The sequence below is a fragment of the Asanoa ishikariensis genome (assembly GCF_900107455.1).
In the GTDB taxonomy this organism is placed as follows: Bacteria; Actinomycetota; Actinomycetes; order Mycobacteriales; family Micromonosporaceae; genus Asanoa; species Asanoa ishikariensis.
In genome coordinates, this window is the sequence record NZ_FNQB01000003.1 from 1,454,990 (window position 1) to 1,473,381 (window position 18,392).

Here is an 18,392-nt window from a genome sequence, read left to right on the forward strand (position 1 = left end):
AACGCCCGGGACAGCGCACGCCGCTGGCCCGGGCGTTCGTCATTTGGTCAGGCGTGCTCCGGCAGCCGCGCCTCCTCCTCCTTCGCCTGGTCCTGGCCCACCGGCGACAGGTGACGCAACGCCCGTAGGCAGAGCACTGCGGTGACGGCGATCGCGACGGCGCTGATCGCGGCCACCACGTGCAGGCCGTCGGTGAACGCCGCGCGGGCCTGGTCGAGCAGCGCCGGCGGGGTCGCGGCGAGCGAGTCGCCCGCCCCGGCCGGCGCGCCGTGTCGGTAGACCGCGGCGGCGACGCTGCCGAACACGGCGACCCCGAGCGCGAACCCGAACTCGTTGGCGGTCTGCGACAGGGACGCGGCCGAGCCGGCCCGCTCCGGTGGCACCGCGCCGACGACGATCCCGGTGCCGAGCGTGACCAGCGGCCCGGCGCCGACGTTGAACAGCGCCATCCCGGTGATCACCGTCGTCGCGTCCGAGGCGCTGGTCAGCAGCACGAGGCCGACGAACGAGACGGCCAGGCCACCGGCGATCAACGGGGCCGGCCTGATCCGTCTGGCTGCGAGCGGCGCGACCTGGGTGGCGAGCAGGCCGGCGGCTACCGCGGGCAGCAGTGCCAGCCCTGCCCGCAGTGGCTGGTAGCCGGCGACAAGCTGCAGGAACTGCGTGATCAGCACCATCACGGTGCCCGGCAGCATCGTGTTGACGAGCATCGCGCCGAGTGCGGTGCGGAACGTGCGTTCCCCGAACAGCCGCAGGTCGACCAGGGGGTCTGTCAGCGTCCGCTGGCGGCGCAGGAAGGCCGCCGCGAACAGCAGCCCGACGATCAACGCGGCCGCCGGGGTGGGCTGCACTCCGTGCCGGGCCAGCTCCTTGATGCCGTAGACGGCCGGGAGGATCGCGGCGAGCGAGAGCGCGACGCTGGCCAGGTCGAGCGGGGCCGGGTCGCGTCGCGGCCGGTCCTTGGGTAGCAGGATCGGGCCGAGGACGAGCAGCAGGAGCATCGCGGGCACGGCGATGAGGAAGACCGAGCCCCACCAGAAGTGCCCGAGCAGGATGCCGCCGACCACTGGGCCGATCGCGCTGCCGCCCATCAGCGACATCAGCCAGACCCCGATCGCGGTGGCGCGCTGCTTCGGGTCGCGGAACATGCCGGTGATCAGCGCGAGCGTGGTCGGGCCCATGGCCGCGCCGGCGACGCCGAGCAACGCCCGGGCCGCGATCAGCATGGCCGGGCTGTCCGCGTAGGCGGCCAGCACCGACGCGACGCCGAACACGGCCGCCCCGCCGAGCAGCAGCCTCCGGCGGCCGAGGCGGTCACCGAGCGCGCCCATCGTGATCAGGAAGCCGGACAGGAGGAACCCGTAGACGTCGATGATCCAGAGCTGGTCGGTGCTGCCCGCGCCGAGGTCACCGCTGAGCTGCGGCACGGCGAGCAGGAGCACGAACAGGTCGATCGAGACGAGGAGGGAAGGCAGGGCCAGCACCGCCAGCCCCACCCACTCCTTGCGCCCTGCCCGCGAGTCGTTCACATCCATGAGTACCTCTTCAGTCGTGATTGGTTCACGACCAGAGGTCGGAGTCGTCACCCGAGTTTCGACAGCCCTCCGAGATTCGCGGTCTAGGGTGACGGCACCCGAGCTTCGGAGGCACGATGACCAGCTACATCGGCGACGACGAGATGCGCGCCGGCATGACCACGACCAAGGCCTACACGGCGGTCATCCTGCACGCGGGGCCGAACTTCGGCACGCCCGAAGCGCAGCCGATCATCTGGGAGCACGGCCGCCGCAACTTCGGACTCCGCGCCGACGGCCTGCTGAGCATCGTCTGCCCCGTCCGCGACGACAGCGACGTGTGCGGCATCGGCATCTTCGACCTGGACCTCGACGCCACCGTCGCGGTGATGGCTGACGACCCGGGTGTCGCCGCCGGTATCTTCACCTTCACCGCCCACGCGGTGCGCAGCTTCCCCGGCGACCGACTGCCGTAAATCTATTCGCGGCCCGTGCCAGCCTTGAAGCGGGTCGTGCGGTGGGTGCCGTCGCAGAAGGGCTTGGTGGCGGACATCCCGCACCGGCACAGCGCGACCGTCGAACGCCCGGTCTCGATCGTCTCGCCGTCGACCGTGACCAGCTCGAAGTCACCGCGGACCAGTAAAGGCCCATCGGGGTACGGGGTCACGGTCGCGGCGGGCTCCTCGGCAGGTCGCATGTTGCCGAATTCCCCGCGTCGGCGCCCGGAAACCAGGTTTGATCTCCCGTCACCGGGGCACCCGGCGCCAGTGACCATAGTTTCTCCGCCGCGCCTCACGGGACCCACCCTGCCGCTGGCCCGTGGCCCGGTATCTGCGGCGCTGCGGGCGGCCCTGGCCGGCCCGCCGCGCGAACTGCCGCCCTGCACCTGGTCGGGGGCCGACCCGCTGCACGACGAGGATCTCCAGGTCACCCTCTACCTCTGCTACGAGCAACATTTCCAGGGGTTCGCGGGCGTCGACCCCGACTGGGAGTGGCACCCGGAGTTGCTGGCTCTGCGCGCGGCCGCCGAGCGGCCGTTCGTGGCGGCCCTGCACGACCTCGTCGGCGACCACGAGCCGCCCAACGACGTGCCCGCCGCTCTCATCGCTCTGGTGACCGACCCGGACGGGCCGTCACTGGCCGCGCACGTCCGCCAGCACGCGACCCTCGACCAGTTCCGCGAACTGCTCATCCACCGCTCCGTCTACCAACTCAAAGAAGCCGATCCGCACACCTTCGCGATCCCGCGCCTGCGCGGTGCGGCGAAGGCGGCGCTGGTCGAGATCCAGATCGACGAGTACGGCGGTGGCCGCCCGGAACGCATGCACGCAGAGCTGTTCCGGAACACCATGGACGGTTTCGACATCGACAGCGCTTACGGCGCCCACGTCGACCGCGTACCCGCGGTGACCCTCGCCGGCGTCAACCTGATGTCGCTGTTCGGCCTGCACCGGCGCTGGCGCGGCGCGTTGGTCGGCCAGTTGGCGGCGTTCGAGATGACCTCCTCGGAACCGAACCGGCACCTGGCGGCCGCGGCCCGCCGGCTGGGCGGCGACGACCAGGCCGCCCGGTTCTTCGACGAGCACGTGGAAGCCGACGCGGTGCACGAGCAGATCGCCGCCTACGACATGGCCGGGCGTTACGCCTCCGACACCGCGGACGGTGCCCGCGACGTGCTGTTCGGTGCGCGCTGCGGCCTGGCCGTCGGCGCACTCATGGCCGACCACCTGACGAGCTCCTGGACAGCGGGCCGCAGTTCGCTGCTGCCGGCCGCGCCTCGGTAACGGACAGCGCCCGCGACGTGCTGTTCGGCGCACGCTGCGGCCTCACGCGGTGGACGCCCTCATCGCCGTACACCTGACAAACTCCTGGACCGCTGGGCGCAGCTCGCTGCGACCCGCGTGATCAAGGACAGACCGCGGCCGGAGCAACGCCCAGTGCGTCCAGTGTGGACAGCAGCTCCGCGCGCGTGAGGTCGGCCCCGAAAATGTCGGACGAGCCCGGCTGCAACACGCGGCCCGCGCTCAGCGGGTGCAGCGGCACCGGGTCGAAGCCCATCGCGTCGACCAGGTCGCTCACCGCCGCCATGGCGGCGCCGTCGTCGCCGGCCACCGCCAACGCGTGGCGATCCGGGTCACCGGCCGGGCGGGTCCAGGCGTCGAGCTCGTGATAACCCATGTGGTTGAACGACTTCACCACGTCGACGCCGAGGATCTCGCGGACGATCTCGCTCGAGGACCGGGTGGCGCCCTCCCACGCGGACAGCACGCCGTCGACCGGGGGCCAGTAGTTCATCGCGTCGACCACGACGCGGCCGCGCAGAGCCGCCGCCGGGACCGTCCCCAGCCGGGCCAGCGGCACCGCCACGATCACGATGTCGGCCTGGGCGGCCGCGTCCGCGCTGGTCATCGGGACCGCGCCCGGGGCGAGGACGTCGACGATCAGGCCCAGCGCCGCCGGGTCGCCGGAGCCGGCGATCGCCGTCGGACGACCGGCCGCGACGCTCAGCCGGGCCAGGACGGTGCCGACCTTGCCGGCGCCGAGTACGGCTACGCGCGCGCTCATGCCGACTCCTTACGTACGACCGGCGCCACCTCGGTGGCGAACAGTTCCAAGCTCTTGTCGACCATGCCGGCAGGCATGCCACCGACGTCGAACTGGCCGACGTAGCGGCTGATGCCGAGCAGTTCCCGGTGATTCATGATCTTGTCGATGACCTCCTGCGGACTGCCGACCAGCAGGCCGGCGCGAATCCACTGGTCGTAGACCTCGCGTGGCATACCACCGGGGAACTGCGGAAGCTTGGCGAGGTATTCCGCGTAGTAAGGGTAGAACTCGTCACGCGCGCCCTGTGAGGTGCGGCCCACGTACATGTGTCCCCCGCTTGCCACCCGCAGGCCGGCCGGGTCGTGGCCCGCGGCGGCCGCCGCCCGGTGGTAGATCTGCACCAGCCCGCGGGCCGGCGCCGGGTCGGTGAAGATCGCCACGAACATCGGGGCGCCGAGGCGGCCGGCCCGCACCGCGGACTGCGGCGTGCCGCCGACACCGACCCAGACCGGCAGCGTGGGCTGCAACGCCCTCGGCGTGACCAGCGCGTCCTCCAGCGGCGCCCGGGTGCGGCCCCGCCAGGTGACCCGCTCCTCGCGGGCGAGCTCGAGCAGCAGCCGGAGCTTCTCGTCGAACAGGACCTCGTACTCCCGCAGGTCGTAACCGAACAAACCGAACGACTCGGTGAAAGCGCCGCGGCCGGCGACGATCTCCGCACGGCCGCCCGAGAGCTGGTCGAGGGTCGCGAACTGCTGGTAGACCCGCACCGGGTCAGCGGTGGAGAGCACGGTCACCGCGGTGCTGAGCCTGATCCGCTCGGTCACCGAGGAGATCGCGGCCAGCACGAGCTCAGGCGCGGAGAGCGTGAAGTCCGCGCGGTGGTGCTCGCCCAGGGCGATCACGTCCAGACCGGCCTCGTCGGCGTAGCGGGCCTGGGAGACCAGGTCCGCGAGCCGCTGCCGGGTGGAGACCGTCCCGCTGTCGCCGAACGAGTAGATGCCGAGTTCCATGATCCAAATCCCCATGTCGTACGCCGTGGAAGCGGAACTTCATCCTCCGCTTGCCGAGCCTAACGCGGGGCCGGGCTCGGTCATTCCCCGCGCAGCGCTGCCTCGATCTCGGCGATCACCTGCGCGGTGCTCTCGAACAACACGGCCCGCATCCCGTACGCGTTGGCCGCGGCGATGTTCGCTGGAAAGTCGTCGACGAACAGCAGCTCGGCCGGCTTGCCGCCCATCCGCTCGCAGGTCAGCTTCCACAGCTCCGGGTCAGGCTTTACCAGACCGACCTCGTGCGAATAAAGGCACACGTCAACGAGCTCGACGAGACCGTAGGCGGCCTGCTCCCGCTCGCTCGCCCCGACGAAGCTGTTGCTCAGGATCCCGGTGCGGACCCTCTGTCGCAGGGCGCGCGCGTACTCGATGAGCTCGGTGTTCGGGGTTCCGAGGTACTGCTGCCACATGTCGGCCATGGCCGCGTCGACCTGGTCGTGGGTGATGCCGAGCCGGTCCGCCATCGCGGCGTGCACCTCGGCCTCGGTCACGGTCCCGATCGCGCCGCCGTCCCACATGTCCTGCATCGCGGCGTCGATCGAGCCATCCGCCAGGCCGAGCTTCGGCTCCCACACCTTCTCGAAGTCCATCGGACCGCAAAACTCCAGCACACCACCGATATCGAAAACCACGGCTCGAATCGTCACGATCGACACGGTACGGACGCCGCCAACGCGGCTCCATACGTAATACGTACTACGAAGGGGTCAGCGGGGTCCGGACTTCAGCGCGAAGGATCGTCCGCACCGTTCATTCTGGACACCCATCCCCACGCCCAAGCCTCAAGTGCGGCCCAAGTTCGGCCAAAGAGTCAAGAGTGGTCAGCACATGCCCTTTCTCGTTTTCGATCCGGTGGCCGCCGTGCCGCAGAGGCACGATGCGGACTTCGCGACCGCCGATTCGCGCTATGTCCGCGCCCAGTCGCAAAACACCATGGCTCAGCATCGGAAAAAGCCGGCGCGCTCGCTCGTGTTCGTACACCGCATCCAGAAATGGCCGCTCGGCATCGTAGATGTCATCAGCCAGCAGCGACCGCCACTGCGCCTCGACGAGTTCCTCGTCGCCGACGATGTCGGCTAGCTCTTCGGCACTGACAAAATTGAACCTGGCGCTGACCTCCGACGCGCTGGCCCCCTGTAGCCAGGCGACGATGACGGCGACGACCGCTTCGATGTCCGGGGACGCACCGCTCGCCCAGACGATCGGGTAGTCCGAGCGGTGCATCTCCACATGGAAGAATCTGCGCTCCGAGCCGACGCTGACAAAGCAGCTTCCGCGAGGGCGGTCGATGCGCGCCGACCAGGGAGCGGATTGCGCTGCCAACTCTGGAAGAATCTGCGCTCCGTGGCCGGCTGCCACTTTCCGCAGTGCTTGCGAAAGCCCTCCAGCACGGACGACGTCGGGATAGAGCTGCTCAATCATCGAACGCCATCCCCTCAGCACCCGCAGCCGCGCACACCGGATGGCATGGTCCGTCCAGCGTGACCTGAGGCGGCCCAGACCACGGCCCGCGGATCATCGAGGTTACCTTCGTGCGGATCCAGGCCGCCTGACGAAGGTTTGGGATGATGCTGAAGCCGACCTCGGCTCCGATGTGCGATGCCGTTCGAAACGGCGAACGATCGGATCGACCACCCGGACGCGGATGGGTGCAACCGATCCACGGGGGACGGAGTTCTGAGGGGCATGCGGGTAGATCCCACCTTCGAGGCGTTCGTCGAGCGCGAGTCCACCGCGCTCCTGCGGATCGCCTATCTGCTCACCAACGATCGGGGGCACGCTGAAGATCTTCTTCAGGTCGCGTTGTTGCGGACCGCTCGACGGTGGACCACCGCGCAGGAGGCGCCTGAGGCCTATGTCCGGAAGATTCTGCTGAACCTGTCACGGGATCGGATCCGATGGCTCACGCGCCGCGTACGGGAGAGACCTCTGGCATTCGCCCAGCACTCCGTCGCCGCCGTCGCTTCGCACGACCACCAGGTCGCGGAACGGCGCCAGGTCCTCGAGGCGTTGGCGCGCCTGCCGGTCAAGCAGCGGCAGGTCGTTGTGTTGCGCTTCTTCGAGGACCGGAGCGTGGAACAGACGTCCGAGCTGCTGGACATGCCGCCGGGGACGGTCAAGTCCCACACCTCCCGGGCCCTGGCCCGGCTCCGCGAACTGCTGGCCGACAACGAGAACACCCACCTTGCGAGGGCACGCCATGACTGACGACGACCAGTTCGGCCAGCGACTGGGCACTCTGCTGCGCGAGGAGGTGTCCAACGTCCACGCCGCTCCTGACCTGACGCGCCGGCTGCGCGGCCGCGCCAAGCGGAAGCGGCTGTCGGTGGGAGCCGGCGCCGCTGTCCTGACCGCCATGGTCGCGGCAGTGGGCCTCCTGGTCCCCACGGGCCCTGACGGCCTACACACCAGACCCGGTCCGGATGTCGGCCCTGTCAGCACCCAGGCGCCTCGCACGCCCGCCCGGACCACGGACTACCTCCTGCTGACCCGCAACGAGATCGGTGCCGAGTGGACCGATGCCGCGACCGGCCGCACGCGCGAGGACATTTACGCGGACGACGGAAAGCGGCTGTCCTGGACCACTCTCACGACGACAGACACGGATGGCGGGCGGCGGTGGCTCGAGATCCAATGGCTGCTCCGCTGGTGGTCGCAGGGGCACACGACCGCGGCCGAACTGACGCAGCAGATACGCCCAGACCCCTTCGAGAACCTTCCCACCCCAGACCCCGAAAGCATCAGCAAGGCCCTCGCTGACGGGACCTTCGAGATCGTCGGCAACGAGACCCTCGACGGCCGGGACACGCTGCGGCTGCGCGTGGAGACAACCATCGAGATCGGCCGCGGCAAGAATGCCACCTCGTTCCCCAGGAAACTGGAGATCTGGGTCGACCCCGACAACTACCTCCCCTATCGCACCGTCATCACCACCACGCAACGGTGGGGCGCCAGCACGGTGTCCACCACGTACGCCTGGATGGAGCGCACCAAGGAGAACCTGATGGTGTTCGACGTGACCCCGCCCGCCGAGTTCGACGACCGCACCGGTTAGACGCCAACGGCGTTTCAGAACGTGATCGAGGTACGGGCGAGCACATAGGCGGGAAGCCCCGACGCGAACTCCTCTTCGTCGACGCTGCCCCAGAGGACAACGACGCCGTTGGCGGCGAACGCGCGTCCTGGACCGGCTTCGTCCCTGGCAAGGGCGGCTTCCGCGCCGTCCTTGCCGCCGATGGTGATCTGCCGTTCGGCGGATTTCTCGCCACCGAAACCTGACATCGCGGCCACGGTGGTCAACGCCTGCGCCGCGTCGCCGCTCTCATACGTGAAGACCCAGATGAAGCCGAGCACGCCGGCGGGCTTGGCATCGATCTCACAGCGCAGGGTCACCCCATCCTCGACCAACGCCCACTTGGCGAGGTCCTTCGGACTCCACTTCTCCGCCGTCGACAGCGTCGCCGGGATCCCGCACGCGGTCCCGGGCCCGATCTTTCCACCAGCAGCGGCGGGTACGGGGTCCGCGATCGCCCCGGGGGCCACCGTCGACCCCACCGACAACGGCTGGGTCAGCCCATCCCTGCGGCCAGCGGCCCGCCGCCGCTGACCGCACCGTCGGACGTTGGTTCTGGGTCGGAGCGGTGCACGTCGTGCACCAGGCAAAGGGCTCAGAACACGGCGATGGGGTTGACCGGGACACCGGTCAGGCCGTGGATGCGCGGCGGCGCGATCGTGAGCAGAAAGGTGTACCGCTCCAGCTCCGCACACAGGGCCGCCAGGTCATCGAGGTGGACCGCGTCTATCAGCGGCATCGCCATCCGGCCCAGGCCGACCGCGTGCAACGGCGAAGGGCCGTCCGAGCCCAGCGGCGGAAACGCGTCGCCCCGGTCGCCGGCGAAGACGGCGACACCACGGCGGTGCATCCAGCGCACCGCGTCGACGCTGATGCCCGGCGTCGGCGTGCCCGGCACCGGTGTGGCCGACCAGCCGAGTCGCACCACCAGCGCGTCCCCCGGACCCACCTCCACGCCCTGGCGCTTCTCGGCCTGGTCGAAGTCGTGGGAGCTCACCGCGTACGCGGGAGGGACCGGCCCTTCCACGGCGAGGTCGAGCAGAACACCGCGCGTCACGATCCCCGCGGCGAACGCCGCCGTCGACGCGTGCGTCACACCCTCGGCGGTCACGACCTCGGCCCGCGGCCGACCGGGATAGACCTCGCCGTCGTGCGACCAGTGCGCCAGCGCGTCGATGTGCGTCGAGCTCACGTGGTGGTTCGTGACGAGCATCAGATCGGCCGCCACCCCGACACCGGTGTACGACATCATGTGCTGGACAGCGGAGACGTCCACGGTCGTCGGCGCGAACGGACCGCTGATCATCGGGTTGGGCGTGATCGGCCGGGCCAGCGACGCCCACCGTCCGACCCGCACCTCTGCGGCGGCCTTCACGCGTACCTCGTCGGTGATGAGGTTGAGCGTCCCGAGCTCGTCGTCCGCCCCCCAGCGTCCCCAGTTGTCCGGCAGGTCAGCAACGGTCGCGTCGGTCATGTGGCCCGGCCCCTCTCGTCATGATTCGAATTCAGTCGTGCTCCTCGGTACAACGACGCGCAGCAGCAACGACAACGGCAGCTCACCACCGGCGGCCCTAGGCTCGTCATTGAAGGTTGTCAGCAGGTCGCGGTGCGGGTAGCGGCCCTCTGTTCGGGAGGTGGACGCGGGTGGAGTACACACGGCTGGGCCGCACGGGCTTGAAGGTGAGCCGGATCGCGCTGGGCTGCATGAGTTACGGCAACGCCGCGGCGGGCATGCACCAGTGGACCCTCGACGAAGACGCGGCCGCGCCGTTCTTCCGGCAGGCCGCCGAGCTCGGCGTCACGTTCTGGGACACCGCCAACGTCTACCAGGGCGGCACCTCTGAAGAGTTCGTCGGGCGCGCGATCAACCGGTTCGCCCGGCGCGACGACATCATCGTGGCCACCAAGGTCTCCGGGAAGATGCACGACGGCCCCGGCGGCAGTGGCCTGTCCCGCAAGGCCATCGTCGAACAGGCGGACGCGTCGCTGCGACGGCTCGGCACCGACTACATCGACGTGTACTACATCCACCGTTTCGACGACCAGACGCCGGTCGAGGAAACCATGGCCGCCCTCGACGACCTGGTCCGCGCCGGGAAGGTCCGCTACCTCGGAGCGTCCTCGATGTGGGCGTGGCAGTTCGCCAAGCTTCAGCACGCCGCGGCCCTGGGCGGCTGGACAAGGTTCTCGGCCATGCAGGACCAGTACAGCGTGCTCAAGCGCGAGGAAGAGCGCGACATGATCCCGATGTGTCTCGACCAGGGCGTCGGTCTGACCCCGTATTCGCCGCTGGCGAAGGGCCGCGCCGCTCGACCTTGGGGCGCGCAGACCACCCGGTCGTCGTCCGACGCCGTCGCCAAGGCCTTCGACCGCGACGGCGACAAGCCGGTCGTGGACGCCGTCCAGAAAGTCGCCGAAGCCCGCGGCGTACCCATGGCTCAGGTCGCGTTGGCCTGGGTCCTGTCCAAGCCGGTCGTCTCGTGTCCCATCGTGGGCGCCACCAAGGAGAACCACCTGCTGGACGCCGTCGCGGCGCTGGACCTGGAGCTCACGGACGGCGAGATCGCCGCGTTGGAGGAGGGCTACGGACCGCAGGACAACTACTGGTGGTGACGCTCGCCGGCCCCTCAGAACCAGCCCGACTCCCGTGTCGCGGCCCGGCGTTGGCGTGTCAGGGGTCGTGTCAGGTTCGTGGCGGGGGCATGGCAGCCCCGGTGCCGATAGTCGACGCATGAACAACAACATGCGGAACTTCGACACCCCCAACCCGATCACCGCCATCCTCGACATCCCCGCCGGACGCGTCCAACTCATCGCCACCGACCAGACCGACACCACCGTCCGGATCCAGCCCGCCAACGCCGCCAAGAACCGCGACGTCAAAGCAGCACAGCGGACCACCGTCGACTACCACGACGACGTCCTGCGGATCACCGACCCGACCTCGAAGAACAAGCTCGTCGGCTCCTCCGGATCCATCGACGTGACCATCGAACTGCCCGCCGGCTCCCGCGTCGACGCCAAAACCGCCTGCTGCGAAGTCCGCAGCATCGGCCGCCTCGGCGACGTCACCTTCGACGGCGCCTACCGCCAAATCAACATCGACGAAGCCGCCAGCCTGCACCTCACCGCCATCGACGGCGACGTCGAGATCGGCCGGCTCGGCGGCCCCGCGCAGATCAGCACCGCACGCGGCGACATCCGGATCACCGAGGCCGCCGCCGGCGCCGTCGTGCTCCGCACCCACTCCGGCGACATCTCGGTCACCGCCGCCACCGGCGTCTCCGCCACCCTGGACGCCGGCACCGGCTACGGCCGCATCGACAACGCCCTGCGCAACGACGGCGACGCGCGACTCGACATCCGCGCCACCACCTCCCACGGCCACATCACCGCCCGCAGCCTTTAGAAGATCCCTGCGAGTCGGCGGCACGCCCCCCGGCTGTGCGGTAGTCCCGCGTCCTTGAAGACGAGCGCGCAGTTCCCGCACAGCGCACCCACTCCGCCTGCGCTCCGTCGTCCTTTTCGGACCATTCAAGGACCAGCACCGCCAGTTCCTCCCGCCGGTCCGCCAGCGCCGGTATCCGTGCGAGCGCGACAAGGTTCTCCGCGCGGAACAACGCCCGGTCGGGCGGGGACGCCTCGAGGAGCGGAAGCACCACCGGGTACGCCTGTGCGACAGCATCGGCCAGGTCCGGCAGTATCTCGGCGACATAGCGGTTGTCGGCAAGGCCGGTCACGCTCATGGCCGCGTCGCCCAGAAACTCCAGAAGGCCTTCCACGCTGTCCGGGTGGGCTCGCCGATCGGCGAGCAGCGCGGTCACGGCCCGCACCGCCGGCGCGGTCGCCGTCTCCGGGAAGCCCTGGTGCAGCACCGCCATGTCCAGGTGATCCAGCGCGGCCTCGCGGGCCTCGGCGTCACCGGACTCCAGCGCGGCCAGGTGCCCAGGCGTGTCCGTCGCCCAGCCGTACGCGTGCGAAAGCCGATCCCAGTCCATGTCCCTCATGCTCCGCTCGCGGTGGCGCGCCAGTGTTTCTCGGTGAGACGGAGGATGTCGTTGCCGAGTTGTTCGAGGAACTGGCCCGCGGCGGCGAGCCGGGTTCCTACAGCGGTGTCGCTTCCGTAGACGTCGGCGCCGCGCAAGGCGGTGGTGGCGAGTCGCTGGTTGGCACGGACGCCTACCACCGCGGAGCGAAGGCCCGCGCTTTCGTCGAGGAAGTACCGGTGGCGCCGGCTCTGACCGTCGCGGTCGCGGCGGATCAGCCCGTGCTTGTGCAGCAGGCCGACCGCGTGCGAGATGGTCGCCGCGCTGACCCGCAGGTGCTGCGCCAGTTCGGCCGCGGTGCGGCTGGCGCTGTCGGAGGTGAACAGGCAGGCCATCACGCCGGCGGCGGTACGCGGCATGCCGGTCTCGACGAGGACCGCAGTGAGGTCAGCGATGTACGCGGCCGCCGCGTCGGGGTCCGCGCCGCTGTGCTCGCCGGCCCGCCGCACGGCTGCCGGTGGGCGGCGCCGGGCACGGTGGGTGGTGGCCAGGTGGGCCAGGTCCGAGCGGTAGCGGCCCGGCCCGCCGTTGCGGCCAACCTCGCGGCTCACCGTCGAAGTAGGACGGTCGAGCCTGCGCGCGATCGCGGCGTAGTCCAGGCCCTGCGCCAAGCCCATGGCGATCTGCCGTCGGTCGGCTTCGGTCAGCCTGCGTCCTGGCATCCGGCCGGCTCCCCCGCTGCTGTCGTCTCGAAGGCCAGTATGCGAGCCGGTCGTCGACCGTTGCAACGGAAGCGCATTAGCCGGCACTGTCATTGCAATCACCGATCACCGCAACGAGCAGCGAAGACAGCGCGAATCCAGCAACGGTCCCATTGACCGGTGTTTCGTGCCCGACCTAACGTTCGTGCCCGTCAGCGCGGCCACCCGGTGAGGAGCGATACATGCGTGCCAAGGGCATCACCTACGACACCGGGTTCGCGCCCGGTGGGCGGAGTTCACGGCCTGTCTTCGATGCCGACGCCGTACGACGGGAGCTTCGTGTCATCGCTGACGACCTGCACTGCGCTGCCGTGCGGATCACCGGCGGTGACCCCGAGCGGCTGACGGTCGCCGCCGAGCACGCCGTCGACGCCGGGCTGGAGGTCTGGTTCTCCCCGTTCCCCTGCGAACTGCCCGCAACGGACCTGCTGCCGTACTTCGCCGACTGCGCGGACCGCGCCCAGGAGGTGGGAGCCGACGTCTTCGTCGCCGGCTGCGAACTGAGCCTGTTCGCCGCCGGCTTTCTGCCCGGAGACGACAGCTTCGCCAGGATCACGGCCCTGACCGACGGCGCCCCCGAGGCACTGACCCGGCTCGCCGAGATGCCGGTCCAGTTGAACGCCGTGCTGGCCGACACCGCGGCGACGGTACGCGAACGGTTCCGCGGCAAGGTCACCTACGCCGCCGGAACCTGGGAACAGATCGATTGGGCGCCCTTCGACATCGCGAGCGTCGACGCGTACGGCGACGCCAGCGACGCGTTCCGCCAAGGAGTGCGGGAATACCAACGGCACGGCAAGCCGCTCGCGGCCACCGAGTTCGGCTGTTGCACCTACCGGGGCGCGGCCGAACGCGGCGGCATGGGCTGGGCCATCGTCGATCACGAAGCCGACCCACCCCGCCTCGACGGCGACTACACCCGCGACGAGGGCGAACAGGCCCGCTACCTACGCGAGATGATCACCCTCTTCGACGAAGAAGGCGTGGACACCGCCTTCTGGTTCACCTTCGCCAGCTACGGGTCTCCACACCACACCGACCCGCGCTTCGACCTCGACATGGCCTCGTACGGCGTATGCAAGCTCATGCCCGACGGCAGTCTCGCCCCCAAGCAGTCCTTCCACGCCATGGCGGAGGCATACCGATGAGGCGCCGTTGAGAATCCTCGGACGAGGCCCGTCTCAGACCGGTCGAACTTCTGCGAGCCGCTTGACCGCGTACTCGTCGTCCCAGCAGACAGCGGCCTCCCACGCGGCCGACGCCTGGGCGGCGACGTCGTACGCGCCGTCCTCGAGGCCGGAGGCGTTGTCGGGCAACACAAGGTCGAGGTCGGGGACGTCGACGTGCGACTCGTCCCAGTCGATCAGCCCGACCTGGTTCGCGGTCATCCGCACGTTGCCAAAGTTGTTGGGGTCGCCGTGGACGACGCAGGTCGGACGTCCGGCGAGCCGTGCCCACGCCGCCCGGCATCGCGCCACACCCTCGGCGGGCATCGCGCCGAGGTCGATCTTCGTCCCGGTCTCGGCGTGCAGGAGATCGGTCGACGACCGCCAATCCGGACGCTGCGGCCAGCCCCGCGTCAACCGGTGCAGCTCTCGGAGCGTGCCGGCCACCCGACGCCAGTCGGCCCGCGTCTCGGGCGGTCCACCCTCCAGGTAGGTCATCACCACCAGACCGTCGGCGAACAGCCGACCGTCCCGCGTCGGGATCGGCACCGGCACGGTCAGACCCGCACGGTCGAGGTATTGGAGGAGCTCCGTCTCCCACGCCAGATCAGCGTCGCTCCGGGCACCGAGACGACCGACCGCGAGGCGCCCGTCGACGCGCACGCTCCACACGTCGTTGGCCACTCCACCGGAGAGCCGTTCGACGCGAGCGGCGTCCTCACCCCACTGCCCGAGCGCCTCCCACCCCACTGGTCAAACCTTACCGTTCGCGCCGACGGACGGCCGACGGCGCCGAGGCACAGGGCCGCGGGACCCCCAGCGACGAGATCCGCGATGCCACTGGACGGGTGCCGAACCGCGCCCTCGCTCACCGTGATCGCCGACCAGGACGGCAACAAGGGAATCGTCTGTGTCGACGCGGCCGCTGCGAAGAAGGATTGACCTCGGGTCACGGGTCACATAAGCCCGCGGGGGTCGAATACCGTGACGGCATGGTTACCGAGTCGTCGTACACCATCGCGCCTCTGAGCCCCGAGACCTGGTCCGCCTTCGATGCGCTGGTGCTGCGCCACAACGGGATCTTCGGCGGCTGCTGGTGCATCTGGTTCCACCCTGACGGGCCCGAGCGTGGTCAGGGCGCGGAGGCCAACCGAGCGCTGAAGAAGTCCTATGTGGAGCAGGGCAAGGCGCACGCCGCTTTGGTGATGCACGGCGACGAGGCCATTGCGTGGGCCGAGTACGGCACCCCGGTCGAGTTGCCGACCCTCCACCACCGCAAGGAGTACGACGCCACCAAGACCGGGGATCCCGACTACCGGATCACCTGTGTCTTCGTCGACAAGCGCCACCGGCGACAGGGCGTGACGGAGCTGGCGATCACCGGCGCGCTCGACCTCATCGCGCAGGCCGGCGGCGGGCGGGTCGAGAGCTATCCCCACGACCTGACCAACCAGACCAAGAAGATGTCGTCGTCGTTCCTCTACAACGGCACCCGTCGACTGTACGAGCGGCTCGGCTTCACCTACGACCGGCCCAAAGGGCTGAAGAACTGCGTCATGGTGAAGACGGTCGGTCCCGCGATCACGCCCTGAGCGCATGCTTAGATTATGTTCCTCATGTAAGAGGTTGCGAGCCTCAGATGATCGTTGTAATCTAAGATCAATACGGATCTTGAGAACGCCGCCGTGGTCAATCCGGCGCGAGCACCGAGAACGGCGTTCCGCCACGCCACCTTCTCCGGGGGGAAGCTCATGACTTTTGTCAACATCGCGCTGGCTCGTGGGAAGTCCGACCAGTACCTGGCGGACGTCTCGCGGGCCGTGCACGATGCGCTGGTCGCCGAGCTGGACGTGCATCCCGATGACAACTTCCAGCTCATCCACCAGTACGGCCCCGGCGAGATGGTCTTCGATCGCAGCTTCCGTGGCGGGCCACGCTCCGACGACTGGATCGCGTTCACGATCACCGACAGCCGGGATCGGGACGAGCGGTCCAAGCGCAGGTTCTACAAGGCGCTGGTCCACCTGCTCGAAGAACGTCCAGGCATCCACCCGTCCGACGTGTACGTCATGATGACGGTCACACCGCCGGCGAACTTCTCCTTCGCCGGTGGCGTGATCGGCACCGACGTCGAGGCCGCCGAATCGCTCGACGCGGCCGCGGGCACGCGCGAGGCGTACAGCAAGGCTGAGATGACGTACGCCGTCACCCAGTTGTTCCAGAACGGCGACCGGGTCCCTGTCCTGCCGATGCTGAGTGACGACGTCGTGCTCACGCTGCCCGCCACACTCCCCTACGGCGGCCAGTTCACCGGCCGCGCGGCCTTCGACGGCTTCTTCGCGAAGAGCCCGGCCAGCAACCCCGTCTGGAGCTCGTTCGACATCGTCGTCGAGGACGTCATCGCCGCCGACGACCACCTCATCGCGCGGCTCACCAACACGGCCGTGCCCAAGGCGACCGGCAAAACGGTGACCTTCCAGAACCTCTGGCTGTTCCGCGTCGCGGGCGGCCGCATCGTCAGCGTCCAGCTCTACGCCGACACCGCGGTCACCACAAGCGGCCCAGCGAGCTGACCGGATCGAGTCAGCTCTCGCTGTATGCCGCCACGTGATCACCAAGCCAGAGCTCGCCGTCGCCGGGCCGCTGGAGACCCAGTGCGAACAGCGCCGCCGCGCGAGCCTGGACGGAGGGTCGCGCGACCGACTCGAAGAAGCCGTTGAGCGCGGCCACGAACTCGTCGTCCGACGGCAGGTCGACGCGGTTGACCAGGTTCTTCGTGCCGACGATCGCCTCCTTCTCGAAGCCGGCGATCCTGCGAGCGAACCGGTCGACAAAATCGTTCAACTCGGCGTCGGGTAGCGCGCGGTTGACATATCCGTACCGCTCGGCGAGGTCGCCCGGGAAGTCGTCGGCGCCGAGCAGGACCTCGAGTGCCCGGCCGCGACCCATCAGGCGGGGCAGCCAGGCTGTGGTGCCACCGCCGGGGACCGCGCCCAGCCCGACCTCGAACTGTCCGAGGACGGCTCGCTCGCGGCTGGCGAAGCGGATGTCGCAGGCCAGGATGAACTCGCTGCCAGCACCCCGGACGCGTCCACGAACGGAGGCGACGGTGACCACGGGCAGTCGGCTGATCCTGGTGAAGACGTCGGTGTACGGGTGCACACCGCGCCGCGTCGAGCTTTCGGTCGCCATGCCGGCGACGGTTGCCGGATCGGCGGCCAGGTCCCAGTGGGCGATGAAGTAGTCGGGGTTCGCGCTGTCGAACACGACGACCTTCACGTCGGGATCGGTCTCGAGGCGAGTGACGAGGGCATCGAGCTCGTAGATCGTCTCGGGATCCATCAGGTTGACCGGACCGTTGTCGAAGGTCGCGCGCCAGTAGGCGAGGCTGTGCTCGCGCACGTGAATCTGAGGCATGTGGATCTCCATATCTAACTTGGAAATCCCAAGCTAGCATGTGACTTGGAAATGCCAAGCGAGAGCTAGGATGGAACACATGAAGAAGGTGACTCTTGATGCGCAATACCCGGTTTGCTCCATCGAGCGAAGCCTGGAAGTACTCGGGGAGCGCTGGACCTTCCTCGTCCTTCGCGAAGCGCTGTCAGGGAGCACTCGATTCGGCGAGTTCACGGACGCGCTGGGGATCTCCACCGACCTGCTCAGTGATCGCCTGGCCACCCTGGTCAACGCGGGCATCATGAACAAGCGCCCGTACCAGCAGCCGGGCCAACGCGTGCGCTACGAGTACCACCTCACGCCCGCGGGCGAGGAGCTGCGGATCGTGCTCGGCGCACTGCAACAGTGGGGCGACCAGCACAGCGCGCCAGCCACTGGCCCCAGCGCGGAGCGCCGCAGCCGCCGCACCGGGGAGCAGCTCGACGTGGCGTTCGTCGACAAGGCCGGCAACGCGGTCGGCCTCGACGACGTGACGTTCGTCGCTACATAGTGGCCGTTCCGCCTTGGGCGAGGCGTGAGATGAAGTCCCATTCTTCGAGGCCGGCGAGACGCCCGGCGTACTCGGTCCGCAGCGCGTCGAGTCCGTTGACGCCGAACATCCGGCATCCTCAGGTCGGGCTGCTCGAGTTCGACTGCCAGTTCCTCGTCGACGAGGACCGCTCGCAGATCCTTGCCCTCTTCTCACCGCTGCCCGGCACTGCGACTGCCGAGCGGCTCACGCTGCTGGCCCTCGCCAACGACTCGTTCACCGTCCCGACCCGCTGAACGGACCAGCCAGGGCAACTTTCACCACAATGGACGGTGCGGCCATCACGGGCACGGCCGGAAACCCGGCCG

At 69.2% G+C, this 18,392-nt stretch carries 23 protein-coding genes; 11 read left to right on the forward strand and 12 right to left on the reverse strand.

What is annotated here, in order from left to right:
* Window positions 1-47: 47 nt before the first annotated feature.
* Window positions 48-1,535, reverse strand: a complete 1,488-nt coding sequence (locus tag BLV39_RS30620; RefSeq protein ID WP_090800112.1) for an MFS transporter — start codon at window positions 1,533-1,535, stop codon at window positions 48-50.
* A gap of 116 nt (window positions 1,536-1,651) precedes the next feature.
* Between BLV39_RS30620 and BLV39_RS30625 the strand changes: the two genes are divergently transcribed.
* On the forward strand, window positions 1,652-1,990 hold the full coding sequence (locus BLV39_RS30625; protein WP_090800113.1) for a hypothetical protein: 339 nt from the start codon (window positions 1,652-1,654) through the stop codon (window positions 1,988-1,990).
* A 2-nt stretch (window positions 1,991-1,992) separates the two neighbouring features.
* On the opposite strand, the gene BLV39_RS30630 is transcribed toward BLV39_RS30625, so the two are convergent.
* Window positions 1,993-2,211, reverse strand: a complete 219-nt coding sequence (locus tag BLV39_RS30630; protein ID WP_090800114.1) for a CDGSH iron-sulfur domain-containing protein — start codon at window positions 2,209-2,211, stop codon at window positions 1,993-1,995.
* 70 nt (window positions 2,212-2,281) lie between these two features.
* Here BLV39_RS30630 and BLV39_RS30635 point away from each other — a divergent pair, with 70 nt between their 5' ends.
* Window positions 2,282-3,298 (forward strand): iron-containing redox enzyme family protein, encoded by a 1,017-nt coding sequence (locus tag BLV39_RS30635; RefSeq protein ID WP_239083398.1) that lies wholly within the window; start codon window positions 2,282-2,284, stop codon window positions 3,296-3,298.
* 121 nt (window positions 3,299-3,419) lie between these two features.
* Here BLV39_RS30635 and BLV39_RS30640 read toward each other — a convergent pair whose 3' ends face one another.
* The 4 genes from BLV39_RS30640 to BLV39_RS30655 all read right to left on the reverse strand — a co-directional run bounded on the left by BLV39_RS30640 (window position 3,420) and on the right by BLV39_RS30655 (window position 6,535).
* Window positions 3,420-4,079 (reverse strand): NADPH-dependent F420 reductase, encoded by a 660-nt coding sequence (locus BLV39_RS30640; protein WP_090800116.1) that lies wholly within the window; start codon window positions 4,077-4,079, stop codon window positions 3,420-3,422.
* Window positions 4,076-5,071 (reverse strand): LLM class flavin-dependent oxidoreductase, encoded by a 996-nt coding sequence (locus BLV39_RS30645; RefSeq protein WP_090800833.1) that lies wholly within the window; start codon window positions 5,069-5,071, stop codon window positions 4,076-4,078. The genes BLV39_RS30640 and BLV39_RS30645 overlap by 4 nt, the downstream gene beginning before the upstream one ends.
* An 80-nt stretch (window positions 5,072-5,151) precedes the next feature.
* Window positions 5,152-5,760, reverse strand: a complete 609-nt coding sequence (locus tag BLV39_RS30650) for an HAD family hydrolase (RefSeq protein ID WP_204082562.1) — start codon at window positions 5,758-5,760, stop codon at window positions 5,152-5,154.
* A 103-nt stretch (window positions 5,761-5,863) separates the two neighbouring features.
* Window positions 5,864-6,535, reverse strand: coding sequence for a DUF6193 family natural product biosynthesis protein (locus tag BLV39_RS30655; protein ID WP_143049954.1), 672 nt, complete (start codon window positions 6,533-6,535; stop codon window positions 5,864-5,866).
* Between the two features lie 264 nt (window positions 6,536-6,799).
* Here BLV39_RS30655 and BLV39_RS30660 point away from each other — a divergent pair, with 264 nt between their 5' ends.
* Complete coding sequence (locus BLV39_RS30660; protein ID WP_090800839.1) at window positions 6,800-7,321, forward strand: SigE family RNA polymerase sigma factor; 522 nt, start codon at window positions 6,800-6,802, stop codon at window positions 7,319-7,321.
* Window positions 7,314-8,168, forward strand: a complete 855-nt coding sequence (locus tag BLV39_RS30665; RefSeq protein ID WP_090800118.1) for a LolA-like protein — start codon at window positions 7,314-7,316, stop codon at window positions 8,166-8,168. Before BLV39_RS30660 ends, BLV39_RS30665 begins: the two co-directional genes overlap by 8 nt.
* A gap of 14 nt (window positions 8,169-8,182) precedes the next feature.
* Here BLV39_RS30665 and BLV39_RS30670 read toward each other — a convergent pair whose 3' ends face one another.
* Both BLV39_RS30670 and BLV39_RS30675 read right to left on the reverse strand, forming a co-directional pair.
* Window positions 8,183-8,881: a lipoprotein gene (locus BLV39_RS30670; protein ID WP_342342481.1), complete on the reverse strand. Its 699-nt coding sequence runs from the start codon at window positions 8,879-8,881 to the stop codon at window positions 8,183-8,185.
* Complete coding sequence (locus BLV39_RS30675; protein ID WP_090800120.1) at window positions 8,782-9,660, reverse strand: cyclase family protein; 879 nt, start codon at window positions 9,658-9,660, stop codon at window positions 8,782-8,784. The genes BLV39_RS30670 and BLV39_RS30675 overlap by 100 nt, the downstream gene beginning before the upstream one ends.
* A gap of 170 nt (window positions 9,661-9,830) precedes the next feature.
* Here BLV39_RS30675 and BLV39_RS30680 point away from each other — a divergent pair, with 170 nt between their 5' ends.
* Both BLV39_RS30680 and BLV39_RS30685 read left to right on the forward strand, forming a co-directional pair.
* Complete coding sequence (locus tag BLV39_RS30680) at window positions 9,831-10,799, forward strand: aldo/keto reductase (RefSeq protein ID WP_090800121.1); 969 nt, start codon at window positions 9,831-9,833, stop codon at window positions 10,797-10,799.
* A 118-nt stretch (window positions 10,800-10,917) separates the two neighbouring features.
* Entirely contained in the window at window positions 10,918-11,595 is a 678-nt protein-coding gene (locus BLV39_RS30685) for a DUF4097 family beta strand repeat-containing protein (protein ID WP_342342482.1), read from the forward strand.
* Here the strand turns inward: BLV39_RS30685 and BLV39_RS30690 are convergent.
* On the reverse strand, window positions 11,576-12,184 hold the full coding sequence (locus BLV39_RS30690; RefSeq protein ID WP_176985153.1) for a hypothetical protein: 609 nt from the start codon (window positions 12,182-12,184) through the stop codon (window positions 11,576-11,578). The genes BLV39_RS30685 and BLV39_RS30690 overlap by 20 nt on opposite strands.
* Before the next feature lie 5 nt (window positions 12,185-12,189).
* A complete protein-coding gene (locus tag BLV39_RS30695; RefSeq protein ID WP_090800122.1) occupies window positions 12,190-12,894 on the reverse strand; it encodes a helix-turn-helix domain-containing protein in 705 nt (234 codons plus the stop codon).
* Window positions 12,895-13,115: 221 nt separating this feature from the next.
* Between BLV39_RS30695 and BLV39_RS30700 the strand changes: the two genes are divergently transcribed.
* Window positions 13,116-14,081, forward strand: coding sequence for a glycoside hydrolase family 113 protein (locus tag BLV39_RS30700; RefSeq protein ID WP_090800123.1), 966 nt, complete (start codon window positions 13,116-13,118; stop codon window positions 14,079-14,081).
* Between the two features lie 33 nt (window positions 14,082-14,114).
* Here BLV39_RS30700 and BLV39_RS30705 read toward each other — a convergent pair whose 3' ends face one another.
* The gene (locus tag BLV39_RS30705) at window positions 14,115-14,849 is read right to left on the reverse strand and encodes a phosphotransferase (RefSeq protein WP_090800124.1); all 735 of its coding nucleotides are present in this window, start codon (window positions 14,847-14,849) and stop codon (window positions 14,115-14,117) included.
* A gap of 242 nt (window positions 14,850-15,091) precedes the next feature.
* Here BLV39_RS30705 and BLV39_RS30710 point away from each other — a divergent pair, with 242 nt between their 5' ends.
* Both BLV39_RS30710 and BLV39_RS30715 read left to right on the forward strand, forming a co-directional pair.
* Window positions 15,092-15,691, forward strand: a complete 600-nt coding sequence (locus BLV39_RS30710) for an N-acetyltransferase (protein WP_090800125.1) — start codon at window positions 15,092-15,094, stop codon at window positions 15,689-15,691.
* Window positions 15,692-15,850: 159 nt separating this feature from the next.
* Complete coding sequence (locus BLV39_RS30715) at window positions 15,851-16,672, forward strand: tautomerase family protein (RefSeq protein ID WP_143049956.1); 822 nt, start codon at window positions 15,851-15,853, stop codon at window positions 16,670-16,672.
* Between the two features lie 10 nt (window positions 16,673-16,682).
* On the opposite strand, the gene BLV39_RS30720 is transcribed toward BLV39_RS30715, so the two are convergent.
* Entirely contained in the window at window positions 16,683-17,516 is an 834-nt protein-coding gene (locus BLV39_RS30720) for an enoyl-CoA hydratase/isomerase family protein (protein WP_204082871.1), read from the reverse strand.
* A gap of 79 nt (window positions 17,517-17,595) precedes the next feature.
* On the opposite strand from BLV39_RS30720, the gene BLV39_RS30725 reads away from it, so the two are divergent.
* Together BLV39_RS30725 and BLV39_RS30730 are read left to right on the forward strand one after the other, a co-directional pair.
* The gene (locus BLV39_RS30725) at window positions 17,596-18,045 is read left to right on the forward strand and encodes a winged helix-turn-helix transcriptional regulator (protein ID WP_090800128.1); all 450 of its coding nucleotides are present in this window, start codon (window positions 17,596-17,598) and stop codon (window positions 18,043-18,045) included.
* A gap of 29 nt (window positions 18,046-18,074) precedes the next feature.
* Window positions 18,075-18,320 (forward strand): MmyB family transcriptional regulator, encoded by a 246-nt coding sequence (locus tag BLV39_RS30730; RefSeq protein WP_143049957.1) that lies wholly within the window; start codon window positions 18,075-18,077, stop codon window positions 18,318-18,320.
* The last annotated feature ends 72 nt before the right edge of the window (window positions 18,321-18,392 follow it).